Annotated in this window: 12 protein-coding genes and 1 pseudogene; 11 read left to right on the top strand and 2 right to left on the bottom strand. The window is 28.2% G+C overall.

The genetic code is table 11. The features are described from left to right. Positions 1 to 409: 409 nt before the first annotated feature. On the bottom strand, positions 410 to 1,294 hold the full coding sequence (locus tag BINT_RS01240) for an MBL fold metallo-hydrolase (protein WP_014486742.1): 885 nt from the start codon (positions 1,292 to 1,294) through the stop codon (positions 410 to 412). Between the two features lie 167 nt (positions 1,295 to 1,461). On the opposite strand from BINT_RS01240, the gene xth reads away from it, so the two are divergent. The 5 genes from xth (at position 1,462) to BINT_RS01215 (ending at position 5,418) form a co-directional block, all read left to right on the top strand. Continuing rightward, positions 1,462 to 2,247 (top strand): exodeoxyribonuclease III, encoded by a 786-nt coding sequence (gene xth, locus BINT_RS01235; protein ID WP_014486741.1) that lies wholly within the window; start codon positions 1,462 to 1,464, stop codon positions 2,245 to 2,247. An 88-nt stretch (positions 2,248 to 2,335) separates the two neighbouring features. Then, on the top strand, positions 2,336 to 2,668 hold the full coding sequence (locus BINT_RS01230; protein ID WP_014486740.1) for an STAS domain-containing protein: 333 nt from the start codon (positions 2,336 to 2,338) through the stop codon (positions 2,666 to 2,668). Between the two features lie 14 nt (positions 2,669 to 2,682). Next, positions 2,683 to 3,003, top strand: a complete 321-nt coding sequence (locus BINT_RS01225; RefSeq protein ID WP_041177149.1) for a YggT family protein — start codon at positions 2,683 to 2,685, stop codon at positions 3,001 to 3,003. A 9-nt stretch (positions 3,004 to 3,012) separates the two neighbouring features. Beyond that, positions 3,013 to 5,151 (top strand): tetratricopeptide repeat protein, encoded by a 2,139-nt coding sequence (locus BINT_RS01220; RefSeq protein ID WP_014486738.1) that lies wholly within the window; start codon positions 3,013 to 3,015, stop codon positions 5,149 to 5,151. Positions 5,152 to 5,208: 57 nt separating this feature from the next. Next, complete coding sequence (locus tag BINT_RS01215; RefSeq protein ID WP_014486737.1) at positions 5,209 to 5,418, top strand: DUF1858 domain-containing protein; 210 nt, start codon at positions 5,209 to 5,211, stop codon at positions 5,416 to 5,418. 64 nt (positions 5,419 to 5,482) lie between these two features. Here BINT_RS01215 and BINT_RS01210 read toward each other — a convergent pair whose 3' ends face one another. After that, entirely contained in the window at positions 5,483 to 6,229 is a 747-nt protein-coding gene (locus tag BINT_RS01210; protein WP_041177148.1) for a DUF3108 domain-containing protein, read from the bottom strand. Between the two features lie 538 nt (positions 6,230 to 6,767). Here BINT_RS01210 and BINT_RS01205 point away from each other — a divergent pair. From BINT_RS01205 to BINT_RS01185, 6 genes and pseudogenes are all read left to right on the top strand, one after another. Beyond that, positions 6,768 to 7,637 carry a DMT family transporter gene (locus BINT_RS01205; RefSeq protein ID WP_014486735.1) on the top strand — a complete coding sequence of 290 codons (870 nt, stop codon included), beginning with the start codon at positions 6,768 to 6,770 and terminating at the stop codon, positions 7,635 to 7,637. A 41-nt stretch (positions 7,638 to 7,678) separates the two neighbouring features. Continuing rightward, positions 7,679 to 8,794, top strand: a complete 1,116-nt coding sequence (locus tag BINT_RS01200) for an ATP-binding protein (RefSeq protein ID WP_041177552.1) — start codon at positions 7,679 to 7,681, stop codon at positions 8,792 to 8,794. A 319-nt stretch (positions 8,795 to 9,113) separates the two neighbouring features. After that, positions 9,114 to 10,289, top strand: coding sequence for a variable surface family protein (locus BINT_RS01195; protein ID WP_041177147.1), 1,176 nt, complete (start codon positions 9,114 to 9,116; stop codon positions 10,287 to 10,289). Between the two features lie 399 nt (positions 10,290 to 10,688). Next, the gene (locus BINT_RS01190) at positions 10,689 to 11,822 is read left to right on the top strand and encodes a variable surface family protein (protein WP_014486732.1); all 1,134 of its coding nucleotides are present in this window, start codon (positions 10,689 to 10,691) and stop codon (positions 11,820 to 11,822) included. A gap of 503 nt (positions 11,823 to 12,325) precedes the next feature. Further along, a pseudogene (locus tag BINT_RS15360) lies at positions 12,326 to 12,400 on the top strand (hypothetical protein); the annotation flags it as partial. Positions 12,401 to 12,755: 355 nt separating this feature from the next. Then, positions 12,756 to 13,835 (top strand): variable surface family protein, encoded by a 1,080-nt coding sequence (locus BINT_RS01185; RefSeq protein WP_041177146.1) that lies wholly within the window; start codon positions 12,756 to 12,758, stop codon positions 13,833 to 13,835. The last annotated feature ends 289 nt before the right edge of the window (positions 13,836 to 14,124 follow it).

The raw sequence follows: 14,124 nt of genomic DNA, 5'->3' as shown, positions 1-14,124 counted from the left end.
TACTATAAAATTTATATTTTTAATAATTTTAACATATTCAAATAAGAATAAAGAAATAAAATATTTCAGTATATACCTAAACAACTATATTTTGTCAAAAAATAAAGTTATATTTTGTTTTTAATATCTTGGGATTTGCCCCCCGCGAAGCGTACCCGTAGGGTAACACCCCCAGTTCTTTTGTTGGCACAGGCGAAGACCGCCTGCGGCGAGAACCAAAAAGACTGCATCTTTAGGTTATACCATAATTTAATAGGCATATTTTTAATATAAAGTTCTAACAATTGCGTTTTAGCGAAGCGTGCCGACGAAGTCCTCAGAGCGTGTACGACAAAAAAGTATATAACCTCTATATAAAGTAGATCAGTTGACAAACTTAAAAATTTTCAGTATATACTTAAACATTAATTTATATATTAATATAAGAACCTTCTTTAGCAAAGGCAAGCTGTAAATCAATTTCTTCTTTTTTAAGGAAAGCCATTAACTTATTATGTATTAAATCTATTTGGGCATCTGTTCTTTCCTGATTATGATGATGAAGTATTACATAAGGCACATCGGCATCGAGTCCCACCTGAATAGCATCATTTAAAGTAGAATGTCCCCAGCCTACATGTCCGTTATAATATTCGCTTTTTGTATATTCACCTTCTATTATAAGAACATTAGCCCCCCTTACAAAGTCTATAAGTCTTGCATGAAGCAAATCAGCATTATGATTATAATGTGAAAGTGAAGGATGCTGTGCATGAAGACGTTTTTTATAAGGCTCATGATCTGTAAGATATATAACAGTTTTATTTCCTGAAGTTATTTTATATGAAAGAGTATGACAAGGATGATTAACCCACATACTTTCAATAATCATATTTCCGAATGTTATCTTTTTGCCCTCATAAAATGCTTCAAATTTAAGATTAGCCGCAAACTGCTCTAAATTAACGGGGAAATAATCTTTAGCAAGTATATTATTTATAGTATCATACATTTCTGTAGAAGAATCTTTAGGACCGTATATTGTAAAGCTGTATTTATCCGAAAAGAAAGGAGCAAAAAAAGGTATTCCTATTATATGATCCCAATGGAAATGTGTTAATAATATTATACTCTCAGTTTTTTCTGATTTTAAAGCATAATAACTTGCATTCTTCAATCCACTTCCGGCATCTAATATTATATAAGTGCCGTCATCGTCTATTACTTGAATGCAAGATGTATTTCCGCCGTATTCACTAAAACTGTTACCTGGGGTTGGTATAGATCCTCTGCTTCCAAGAAATCTTACTTTCACAAATACACCTTAAAAATTATTATTATATTATATATCATAATACAATAATAAAAAAAATCAATCTTATTTAGATTTTATTATAATAATAATACATTTTTTATATACTTGTATTATTACTCCATAAAGTTTATAATATAAATATAATTATATAAAAGGCATTTAAAATAATGAGTATACTAAAAATAATATCTTGGAATGTAAATGGAATAAGAGCTGCATATAAAAAAGGCTTGGTAGATTTTATAAAGAAAGAAAATCCAGATATAATATGTCTTCAGGAAACTAAGGCTTTTGAGGAACAGCTACCTGAAGATTTAAGAAATATAGAAGGATATGAACTTTTTATCAATCCGGCTGACCCTGAAGTAAAAAAAGGATACAGCGGAGTTGCTATATATACAAAATTAAAGCCTAATAAAGAAATAAAAAATAAATTAGGAAGTAAATTCTCCGACAGAGAAGGAAGAATATTATCATTAGAATTTGATGACTTTACTATATTTAATGTATATTTCCCAAACGGAGGAAAATCTGAAGAACATTTCCAGTATAAACTTTCTTTCTATGATGAAATAACAAAACATTTAAGTAAATTAAAAAAGAATACTAATGTAATATTATGTGGAGATATGAACATTGCTCATGAAGCTATAGATTTGGCAAGACCTAAAGAAAATGAAAAAAGTATAGGTTTTCTTCCTGAAGAGAGAGAGAAAATAACAGAATTTTTAAATAAAGGCTTTACTGATACATTCAGAATGTTTGTTAAAGAAGGCGGACATTATAGCTGGTGGGACATGAAAACTAGATCACGTGAAAAGAATGTTGGTTGGAGAATAGATTATTTCTTTGTTAATAATGAAATTACCCCTAATATTAAAAGAGCTGATATATTAACCGATGTTATGGGAAGCGATCATTGTCCTATACTCATTGAATGGGATAAACAATAAAGCTATAAATAAAAAACTGCTTGATTTTTTAAAGTTTTATAATATATTAAAAATTGTTCTATTTTCATTAAAATTAAAAGGAGTTTGCATGGTTCGTACAATCATTGAGGATAAAACGGCAATAATAAATATAGAAAAAAATATAATATCTGAAAATGTAGATATATTAGAAGAAAAATTAAACTATGTTAAAAATGCTGGCGTTTTAAACTTAATATTTGATTTTCATAATATAGAATATATGTGTTCATCAGCTTTAGGATTAATTGCATCAGCATTAAGACTATCCGGAGAAAATGGCGGAGTTGTTTATTTCTGTTCTTTAAGCAAACAATTAAAATCATTATTTGAAGCTACTAAGTTTTTAACTATAGTAAATACTGCTGACAATATAGATGAGGCTCTTAAAAATATAAAATAATATACAGGAAATATATGTTAATAGAAACAATTAGATTTATATACTATTTATTAATGCAAACTCTAAGACTTTATTCTTTTATATGGTTTGTATGGATTATATTAAGCTGGCTTCAAGCTTTCGGTGCTATGCATTTGGACTATTATAACCCAATAGTAAACTTTTTCTATCAAATAACTGATGGAATTATAGATAAAATATTCGGAGGAAGAAGACTTATTGTAGGAGTTTTGGATTTATCTCCATTAGTGTTTCTTTTAGTACTACAATTAGTAGTTCCTATAATATTAAGAGTAATATTTCAATTTTTATTAAACATAGTTGCTAGGATATAGAGTATTATTATGAGTTCCTTAGATGAAATAAGCAAATATATTGATGATGGCGATTACAAAAAAGCCATAGAAGAATTGGATCTTATTATATCAAGAGAACCAGATAATGCCAGAGCTTTTTATATGAGAGGAAAGTCGGCATTTATAGAACTTCAAAATGAAGAATTTGATAAAAATAAATATGATGCCAGAAGAGCTTTGATTTATGCCACTATAGAATATGATCTCAATAAATCCATAGATATAGATCCTAATATAATTGATGCATACAGGGGATTAATGTATCTTAATAGAGATTTAAAAAATGTAGATAAAGAAAGAGAGTATGCTCAAATACTTTTTGAAAAAGATAATACCGCTTATGATGCATTACTAATACTTGCAAGCAGCTATTTAAATAATGGAGAAAATGAGGCAGATTTCCATCAGGCTATAGGTTATTATGATGATTTTATTAAAAATGTAAAGCCTGAAAATAGTAAAGTTGCAAGATTTGAGAGAGGACTTTGTTATTATAATCTTAATATACTTACTAAAGCAGATATAGAAGCTAATAAACTTATTTATGATTTTCCTTTTTATGATGATGCTTATTTTCTTAAAGGTATAATACTTGCCAAAAATGGCACAAAATCTGAATTTTATGATGATGCTATATTCTTTTTGGATAGAGCTGTAGAATTAAATGCATCAAATTATAATGCAATATATGAAAGAGCTGAATGGTATTTCAATAAAGAAAATTATAGAAAAGCTATAGAAAATTATAATGAACTTTTGAAACATAATAATAAATATAGATTAAATGCATTACTTGGTAAAATTCAGGCATTGCATGATTTGATTATAGAAAATGAAAATGAACATTATCCTGATAGTCAGGAAGAAGGAAAAGATTTAGCAGAAGTTTTTTATTTATTAGATAAAGTTATAGATGTTATAGGCATAAAAAGTCTTCAATATAGATATTATAGAGGAAACTTATATGCTTATCAGGGTGAGATAAAAAAGGCAATAACAGAGTTCAAAAAAATATTAAATGAAAATAAAGAAGCATGGATTTATGAAAAAATCGCAGAATTATATCACAACTATGCTAAAAATGATGATGATTATAAAGAGGCTTTGAAATATTTATCACATATAGATAAAATAGAATATAAATATTCTACATATTATTTATCAATATTTTCTAATTATGAAATAAAAAATTATGAAGCAGCAGCTCAATTATGCAGAGAATTCTTTGAATATGTAAATGATAATGATGATGAAGTGTATTATATAAGATTTATATATGCTCATTCTCTGCAAATGATAGGCTCTAATGATTATAAATTAATACTAGATAATTTTAAGGCATGTTTAAACAGCAATCTTGATAAAGCTCCAATATACAGATCCATTGCTAAAATAATGCTTTTCAATATGCCAAATGAATATATTAATGAAGGCATATACATGCTGAAAAAAGCCTTAGAATTAAATGACGCTATATCATATCATATATATGCTAAAGAATTATTCTATGGAGATATAATCACTCCTTATCCTGAATTAGCTATTTCTATGGCAAATATAGCATTTGATATAGATAATACTTTGGAATGTGCTTTAACTGTTATAGGAAAAGCTTATGAATTAGGACGCGGTATAGAACAAGATGAATTTAAGGCTTTTGAAACATACAGCAAAGCTATGACAATATGCCAAAATAGTAATTCTAAATGCTCCTGCTCTAATGGGCTTATAGCTCATTGCTACTATAAAGGAATAGGAGTAGAAAAGAATGAAGAGATGGCTTATGATATAATAAAAACAACTGTTGATGCTTTGGGTAATAATTCTCATGATTATGTGGCATTATTATATTCATATTTTGCTTTAAATAATATAGAAGGATTTGATTTAGTTACTTCTCTAACTCTATTTGAAAATATAGAAAATTATTCTCATAATATATATATAATAATGATATTAAAAAGAATATACAAAAGATTAAAAAAGCATAATGATGTTAGAAGAATGGCTAAAATGGAGAAAAAGGCATTAGAAAATACTGGTGAATTGAATTTAAACTATATAAGAAAATATATTAAAAATTTCAATGACTTCTATCCTATTCTAAATAAAGATTTTACGCTTTGACAAAAAAATATATTAATAGTATTATAAACATATAAAAATAAAAAAGAGGTAATAAATATGATAAACAAATCTATGAGCATAGGTGAAATTATACAAATCTTTCCTGATTCTGTAGAAATAATGATGGGAAGAGGGCTTCATTGTGTAGGATGTCATGTGGCAAGCTGGGAAAGCTTAGAAGAAGGATGCCGCGGACATGGTATGAGCGATGAGGTTATAGATAGTATAGTTAAAGAAATAAATGATAAATTAGAAGCTAGCAAATGATTTTTATATCAAAAAATAAGAGATAGTATATTTACTATCTCTTTTTTATAAGTTATATTAAATATTATTTTCCATCTTTATATTCTCTTATTATTCCCCTAACTCTTATTGTGAGTCCGTAAACTTTCTGTTCTGCTATGATAACATCCAAAGGCACTTGATTATATTTATCTTTAGCAATCAATGCATCAGTACCGTATTTATCTTTTTCATATATTCTTATAGTAGATAATTTATCTCTCTCTAATTTAGTTTTTAAATCTTCTCCGTTTTCTATAGTGAATCTTATATCTTTTTTAACATTCTTGCCCTCAAGCCAGTTCACTTTAAATGTGCCAATATTTTTATCAACGAAACGCATAAAGAATACGAGTGATAAAGCATCAAAAGCCATACCTTCAAACTCTACCTTTTCATCAACCGTTCTTTTATCATTGAATAAATAATAATTATTATAAAAAGTTAAAGATTCTTTATTAGTCCAATCTCCTTCTGAAGTATCTTTCTTTAAAATGATAGGCTTAAAATCATTAGTAGTTACCCAAGCCTCAAATATATCGCTTACTTTATAAACCCAATTAGCAGCTCCGGTAGTATAAACATGGGCATATAGATGATAGGCTGGTACCCCATTTACATTACTTATTGCTAGCACTTTAGCTTCAAGTATACCAACTTTTCCGCTTATATTAAATTCTGGAACCTGTGCTAGAACGTCATACTTTATATATTCGCCTACTTTAAATGTCTGATTGTATCCGAAAACTATATTAGAAATCAATGCCATTATTATAAAAATGTACTTCTTCATAATACAAATAATCTCCTTTATTAAAATATTAAATTCTTACATATTATATATACTGAAAAATTGAACTTTTGTCAAAGAATTTTTACATTTTTTTATTGCATTTACAAATATAAATTTACTTACATCTGCCCGCCCTTTATACTTATTATTTTATTTTGAAATTTCTGTCTTTATCTTCTTTAGTTATCTAATTAGAAATCAAAGCACCCACCCAAGTTTTTTTAAATTTGATGCTTCCCAAAACCGCACGCAGAACAAAATTTTAAATATAAAATGATTTTGAATGATAATTTAAATAATAAATAGGAGTCCGTTCACCGTGCGTTGAAGAGGTTCAAAATCTAATCAAAACTTGGGCGGGCATCCTTTTTTCAAATTAAGCAAAATATATAAATAAACTCTAATTTGAAATGGAGGCAGAAGGCCTAAAGGGTGGGATTTAGAGAAAAATCTTTAAATTAACAAGTTTGGAAGTTTTTATCTTGCAATAGTATTTTTTTAATATATTATATTGTAATTAATTTAAGGTTTAATTTTTATGGCTATATTTTTATTGATAGGAGTTATGGCATTATCCGCTTCGGCGATATTCGTTAAACTAGCTAATGCCCCTTCATCTATAATAGCATTTTATAGAATATTTATATCATTTTGTTTTATATCAGTTATAACCATATCAAAAAAATCTTCAAGAGAAGAACTTTTATCTATTAGTAGGAAGGAAATAATACTTTCTATAATATCAGGACTTTCTCTAGCACTTCATTACTTTTTATGGTTTCAATCATTAAGCCTTACATCTGTCGCAAGCTCTACAGTAATAGTAACATTGCAGCCATTATTCGCATTCGTAGCAGGACATTTCTTTTTTAAAGAGCAGTATTCCAAATTAGCTATTTTGGGATTTGTTATAGCAGTTATGGGTTCTGTAATAATAGGCTGGGGAGATTTTCAAATAAGCTCAAAAGCATTACTTGGAGATTTCATAGCTTTTATATCAGCAGGACTTATAAGCACATACTTTATCATAGGACAGTATACTAGAAAAAGATTATCCGCTTTAACTTGGATTAGCTTAACTTATTTTAGTGCCTTTATATTCTTAGGAATTTTATCATATATAATGAAAATACCTTTTATAGGATACTCATTAAATACTTGGATTAATATATTAGGCATTACATTCATATCTACAATGCTAGGACAGGTAATATTTACCTGGCTTTTAAAATATTTCTCAGCAACTATAATATCTATGACTATATTAGGCGAAGCTGTAGGAACTTGCATATTGGGATATTTTATACTGCATGAAAGTATAAGTTTTAAGCAGTTTATAGGAATAGCTGTTATATTAATAGGAATAGGTTTATTTTTATGGGAAAAGCGAAAAACAATTTCTCAGTAAATTTTTGATTTATATATTTAATAACGGAGTTTTTTATGGCAATGAAAAAAGATAATATTAATAATGAGGAAAAAATACATCAAAAACCTTTAATGGAAGAACTTTATAAAGAGGAATTAGAAGCCTTAAAAAATGAGGATAAAAATAGTAAACCAAAAAATTGGAACTTATCTCCTCAAGCTGTGAGAGATTTCATATTAGGTAAAAAATTAAAAAGCGGTGTAGAAATAAAAAGAAAATTCTATGGAGATGATGCTTTAGTAGAGAGAGCAATAATAACATTAGCAGGCAACAGAGGATTAATGCTTGTAGGAGAACCAGGAACTGCTAAAACTATGCTAAGCGAATTATTATCAGCAGCTATAAGCGGAAACAGTACGGTAACTATACAAGGAACAGCAGGAACTAATGAAGATAATATAAAATACTCTTGGAATTATGCTATGCTTTTTGCAAAAGGCCCTGTAGAAGAAGCTCTTATACCATCACCTGTTTATATAGGTATGAATCAAGGAATAATAACAAGATTTGAAGAGATTACAAGATGCCCGCTTGAAATACAGGACTCTCTTATAAGTATATTGAGCGATAAAATTATGAATATTCCAGAACAGAACAGAGTACTATTTGCAAATGCCGGCTTTAATATCATAGCTACTGCCAATACTAGGGATAAGGGTATCAATGAAATGAGCAGTGCCTTGAAAAGAAGATTTAACTTTGAAACTGTTGAGCCTATAAAAAACCCTAAACTTGAAGGGGAAATCATAACTAATCAATGCCAAACATTATTAGAGCTTTCCGATATAGATATTGATATAGATTATGATGTTGTGGATATACTAGCCACTACATTTAATGAGCTTAGAAGCGGAAAAAGTTTTGAAAATGCTAAAATACAGGAATTAAACTCCGTTATGAGTACCGCCGAAGCTGTGTCAGTTTATTATCAGTCAGCACTTCATTCCTATTATTATGGTGATAAAAATATCAAAATGGATACAGTTGTAGGTAACTTAATAGGAAGCGTTGCTAAAGAAAATAAAGATGATTTACCAAAATTAAAGAACTATTTCAATAATTCTGTGAAAATAAAAGCTGAAAAATTGGGCAAACGTTGGAAAGAATATTATGAAAGCAGAAATCTCATTAAATAATTTTAATTTCACAGTAATAATTAAAAGAATATTTTTTATGATTATATATTTCACAAAATAAATGCTGTAATATTAAATAAATTTTAATATATATTTATATTTTATTATTTTATATTTAAAAATAAAAAGCTATATACTATAAGTATATTTTAATACATATATTACTATAATTATAGCACAAATTAGATATAAACCATCATATTTACCACACAAAAAAATATATTATTATTAAAATATAAAATTTTGTATTTTTTATAGAATTTTAAAAAAATTTTGATATAATAATATTTATATATAAAAATTTAGGAGAAAAATAAAAATGAAAAAGTTTTTATTAACGGTAATGGCTATTTTAACAATAGCTAGCGGATCAGTGTTTGGTATGTATGGTGCAGACAATACTTGGCTGTTCTTCCTCATACATGGCAACCAATTCAGAGCTAGAATGAACCAATTAGGTTTCACTCTAGGCAACGGCACTATTAAAGGTACTTTCGGTTTCAAAGCTAATACACTTATTAACGGAAGCATCTTAAATACAGGCGGTAAAGGTAATAAAAGTCCGTTAGAAGCTACTATTTCAGGTGGTATAGGTTATACTGGTGATGGCTTCGGTATAGGTGTTGGTTATAACTATACTTATTCTGCTACTGGTACAGGAATAAACACTCATACACCTGTAGTAACTATGAATTTCTTAAATAATAATTTAAGAATAGCATTACCTATAAGCGTAGCTGTAGAAAATAGCATAGGCGGTACAGTTGATGCCAATGGTAATACTGTATTATCAGAAAGAAAAGATTATTTAGGTTTAAGCATACCTGCACAAATAAGATACTATACTGGAATAGATGCTTTCAACTATATAAGATTTGAATTAAACTATGGATTAAATAGATATAATGGTACATATGGAGCTAATACAACTTCAAAATTTGAAGCACAATCTATAAGCTTCCAATTAAGACTTCATTTCTTAAATACAGTTATAGGAAATAATGTAACTGTAAACCCATTCTTAAGAATTGACTTCGGTTCTACTATAGGTGCTAAAGGAAAATCTGTTTTAGCTAGTAGTGCTTTATTACCTGGCGGTTTCGATCAAAGATTCACAGCTTGGGCTGCAAGCGGATGGAGAGAAGCTACAGCTAGTGAAGAAGCTTATGACAGAGAAGCTTATGATTTGAAAATCATACCTAGTATATCTTTAAGTGTTAATACAGACATCATTAATTTGATATTTGAACCTGGTTTAGGATACAGAGTACAAGATGACGGTAGAAAAGGAAGCAAACTTTCTCATACATTATACTGGCAGGCTTACGGAGAAATTTACATAAGACCTGTTCAAGATCTTGAATGGTATTTCGAAATGGATGTTAATAACGGAGTACCTAAACTTCAAGGAAATCCTATTGCTTCAGGCAATAATATACCTGTTGTATTTGGAGCTAATACTGGTATAACTTGGTATTTACCTGCTTTACAATAATAAGTAATTAAATCATAAATAACTAATTTTTAATACAAGGGGGCTTAAAAAAAGCTCCCTTTTTTATTATAAAAAGAACTATCAGCATCCATAATATAACTAATAAGATCATTAATCTAATTAAAACATACCAAAAATATCTATTAATAAAAATTAAAAATTTATAAAAATAAAAATGATAATTATATAATTAACAAAAATTTATAATTTTTTGTTAAAATACTATGTAAATATGTATTTACAAGATGATTTTTTTATATAATTTTATCTATATGTATTGACATTTTATAACTTTTTCCTATAATGAATTATAGAGGATCTTTATGGTGTCTATTGAGTTTTTAAGCAATCTCTCAATAGACACTGTCAAAAGACTATAAAAAAATTAGGAGAAAAACAATGAAAAAAGTTTTATTGACAGCTATAGCTTTATTAACTATAGCAAGTGCATCAGCTTTCGGTATGTATGGCAGAGGTGATTCTTGGATTGACTTCTTAGTACATGGTAATCAGTTCAGAGCTAGAATGGATCAAATAGGATTCACTTTAGGTAATGGTACTATTAAAGGTACTTTTGGTTTCAGAGCAAATGCAATCAATCTTGGCAACTTAGGAAATATACTTAGCGGAAGTACTGGAAATGTTAAATTAGATTCAACTATTTCTGCTGGTATAGGTTATACTTCTGATATGATAGGTATAGGTCTTGGTTATAACTATACTTTTGCAAATGATTCTATTAACGGCGGATATATAGGTGTACATACTCCTGTATTAATGGTTAATGCTTTAAATAACAATTTAAGAATATCTATACCTATACAAGTAGCTGTAAAAGACTATAATAATGTATTAAGTTATACTGGTAAAACAACATATACAGGTGTAGCTTTCAATAATATACAGTTAAGATACTATACTGGAATAGATGCTTTCAATGCTATAAGATTATATTTCTATTATAGAAATTCTTCTATAACAAGAGAAGGTTCTGATTACTCACAAGTTTCAGAAGCTTTCGGTTTCCAAGCAAGATTCTATTTCTTAAACACTCAAATAGGAAATGTTACTGTTAACCCTTATTTGAAAGTTGCTTATAATACAGCTTTACAAGGCGGCACTATAGGTGATTATACAGCAGAAACTTTTGTTAGTCCTCTTACAGTAAATGATGGTATTAATAAATTTAAACAATCAGATGTTTATGAAGCTAATGCTTACAATGTAACTGCTGCTGCTGTATTAGGTATCACTGCTAACAGCGATATAATTACTTTATATGTTGAGCCTTCTTTAGGTTATACTGCTTCTTATGCTGGAAGACCTAAAGGCGCAGTTGATCCTAAAGTAAACCACAAACTAGCTTGGGGAGCTTATACAGAACTTTATATCAGACCTGTTCAAGATCTTGAATGGTACTTCGAGATGGATGTTAATAATGGTGCTAATACTCAATCAACAGGCGTTCCTGTATACTTCGAAACTACTACAGGTATAACTTGGTATTTACCTGATTTAGGTGGTGCTCAATAATTAATTTCTGTTAATTAGAGAATTTACAGAGGCTAGCTTTAGTAAAAAAGTTAGCCTCTTTTTTATAATTTTATATACATTAATAAAATACCGGATAATTAAAAACTATAAAAAATTATTCCTTAATTATTTTCTTCTATTATAATATGTAATTTTATATATTTCCAAGCAAGATTCTATTTATTAAACACTCAAATAGTAAAGTTACTGTTAACCCTTATTTGAAAGTTGCTTATAATACAGCTTTACAAGGAGGCCTATAGGTGATTATACAGCAGAAACTTTTGTTAATCCTCTTACAGTAAATGATGGTATTAATAAATTAAACAATCAGATATTTATGAAGCTAATGCTTACAATGTAACTGCTGCTGTATTAGATATCACTTCTAACAGCAATATAGTAACTTTATATGTTTATACTGCTTCTTAGAATGAAAATTAAAAAATGCATCAGTTGATCCCAAAGTAAATCACAAACTAGTTTGGGGATCTTATACAGAACTTTATATCAGACCTGTTCAAGATCTTGAATGGTACTTCGAGATGTATTTTAATAATGGTGCTAATACTCAATAACAGGTGTTCCTGTTACTTTCAAAACTTCTACAAGGTATAACTTCTTGGTACTTACCTGCTTTTGACAGTGCTCAATAATTCATTTTCGTTAATTATAAAATTATAGAGGCTAACTTTAATATAGTAGGTATCTGTTATATATATTCTTTTATATTACTTAATAAATATTGTATAATTAAAACTATAAAAAATTATTTTCTTCTATTATATAGATATATATATTTTTTCTATAAAGTATAATTTTCAGATAACAATATATTTTAATTTGAAATCTACATATATTTACATTGTATAATTTTATTGTATAATAATAAAAATTATTTTAATTTTACAAAATAAAAAATTGGAGAAAAAAATGAAAAAAATTTTATTAACAGCTATGGCATTACTAGCTATGGCAGGTGCATCCGTTTTTGGTATGTATGGTGATCAGGACGATTGGATTGATTTTCTTACAGATGGCAATCAATTAAGAGCTAGAATGGATCAAGTAGGATTTGTCTTAGGAAACAACACTATTAAAGGTACTTTTGGTCTTAGATCACAAGCAGTTGGAACTTTATTGGGAAATATTATTTCAGGACAAACAGATAATATAGGATTAGATGCTACTATTTCTGCAGGTATAGGTTATACTTCTGAACCTTTCGGAATTGGTGTTGGTTATAATTTTACTTATTACAACAGTACTTTAGGTGTTCATACTCCTGTATTAGTAATGAATGCTTTAAATAATAACTTGAGAATAGCTGTTCCTGTACAAGTAGCTGTATCAAAAGAGCCATTTGGAAAAGGTACAGGAAATAACTGGAAAGACTATTTAGGAGTAAGCACAGATATACAGATAAGATACTATACTGGAATAGATGCTTTCAATGCTATAAGAGTATATGTTAAATATGGACAATCAGGATATAAAGAAGTTCAAAATAATATGGATATGTTCCAGCAATCAGTTGGATTTGAAACTAGATTCTATTTCTTAAATACTGCTATTGGAAATGTAACAGTTAATCCTTTCGTTAAAGTAGCATTCAATACAGCTTTAGTTGGAAATAATACAATGGTTAGAGCAGGAGAAGCTATCTATTCAATATATGCCCAAAAAGATATAAAATGGGATAAAAATCCTTATGATATAACTGTTGCTGCTGTATTAGGAATCACTGCTAACAGCGATATAGTATCTCTTTATGTTGAGCCTTCTTTAGGTTATCAGGCTACTTATGAAGGAAAATATAAAACAGATACTGTAGACCCTAAAGTAATACATAACTTAGCTTGGGGAGCTTATGCTGAACTTTATATTACTCCTGTTCAAGATCTTGAATGGTATTTTGAAATGGATGTTAATAACTCTAATAGTGACGGATCAAATGTTCCTGTTTCTTTCGCAGCTACTACAGGTATAACTTGGTATTTACCTGAATTTTAATAAATAATATTAATTATTAAAAAAATTATAGGGACTTGATTGTATAAATCAGTCCCTTTTTGTCGTCATAATATCATGCTTTAATGAAGTATATTTCATTCAGCCTACAGTAAACTCTCTAAAATAAATTGTTCCATTCAATTTATAAAGTCTACAATTTTTATAAACACCTTTTACCAATGAAAATAATCAACTGTTTTTATCTAATTCAATTATTATTTTTTAAAAAATTCATAAATTTATGACTATTAGTGTTGACTTTTTTATGTAAATTCATTAGAATAAAAAT

It is taken from the genome of Brachyspira intermedia PWS/A (genome assembly GCF_000223215.1).
Lineage (GTDB): Bacteria > Spirochaetota > Brachyspiria > Brachyspirales > Brachyspiraceae > Brachyspira > Brachyspira intermedia.
This window is presented reverse-complemented; position numbering and strand designations above follow the sequence as displayed.

Excerpts from the sequence above, each read along its gene's own strand:
- xth (WP_014486741.1), top strand. The coding sequence starts at position 1,462 with ATGAGTATACTAAAAATAATATCTTGGAATGTAAATGGAATAAGAGCT.
- BINT_RS01230 (WP_014486740.1), top strand. The coding sequence starts at position 2,336 with ATGGTTCGTACAATCATTGAGGATAAAACGGCAATAATAAATATAGAA.
- BINT_RS01225 (WP_041177149.1), top strand. The coding sequence starts at position 2,683 with ATGTTAATAGAAACAATTAGATTTATATACTATTTATTAATGCAAACT.
- BINT_RS01220 (WP_014486738.1), top strand. The coding sequence starts at position 3,013 with ATGAGTTCCTTAGATGAAATAAGCAAATATATTGATGATGGCGATTAC.
- BINT_RS01215 (WP_014486737.1), top strand. The coding sequence starts at position 5,209 with ATGATAAACAAATCTATGAGCATAGGTGAAATTATACAAATCTTTCCT.
- BINT_RS01210 (WP_041177148.1), bottom strand. The coding sequence starts at position 6,229 with ATGAAGAAGTACATTTTTATAATAATGGCATTGATTTCTAATATAGTT.
- BINT_RS01205 (WP_014486735.1), top strand. The coding sequence starts at position 6,768 with ATGGCTATATTTTTATTGATAGGAGTTATGGCATTATCCGCTTCGGCG.
- BINT_RS01200 (WP_041177552.1), top strand. The coding sequence starts at position 7,679 with ATGAAAAAAGATAATATTAATAATGAGGAAAAAATACATCAAAAACCT.
- BINT_RS01195 (WP_041177147.1), top strand. The coding sequence starts at position 9,114 with ATGAAAAAGTTTTTATTAACGGTAATGGCTATTTTAACAATAGCTAGC.
- BINT_RS01190 (WP_014486732.1), top strand. The coding sequence starts at position 10,689 with ATGAAAAAAGTTTTATTGACAGCTATAGCTTTATTAACTATAGCAAGT.
- BINT_RS01185 (WP_041177146.1), top strand. The coding sequence starts at position 12,756 with ATGAAAAAAATTTTATTAACAGCTATGGCATTACTAGCTATGGCAGGT.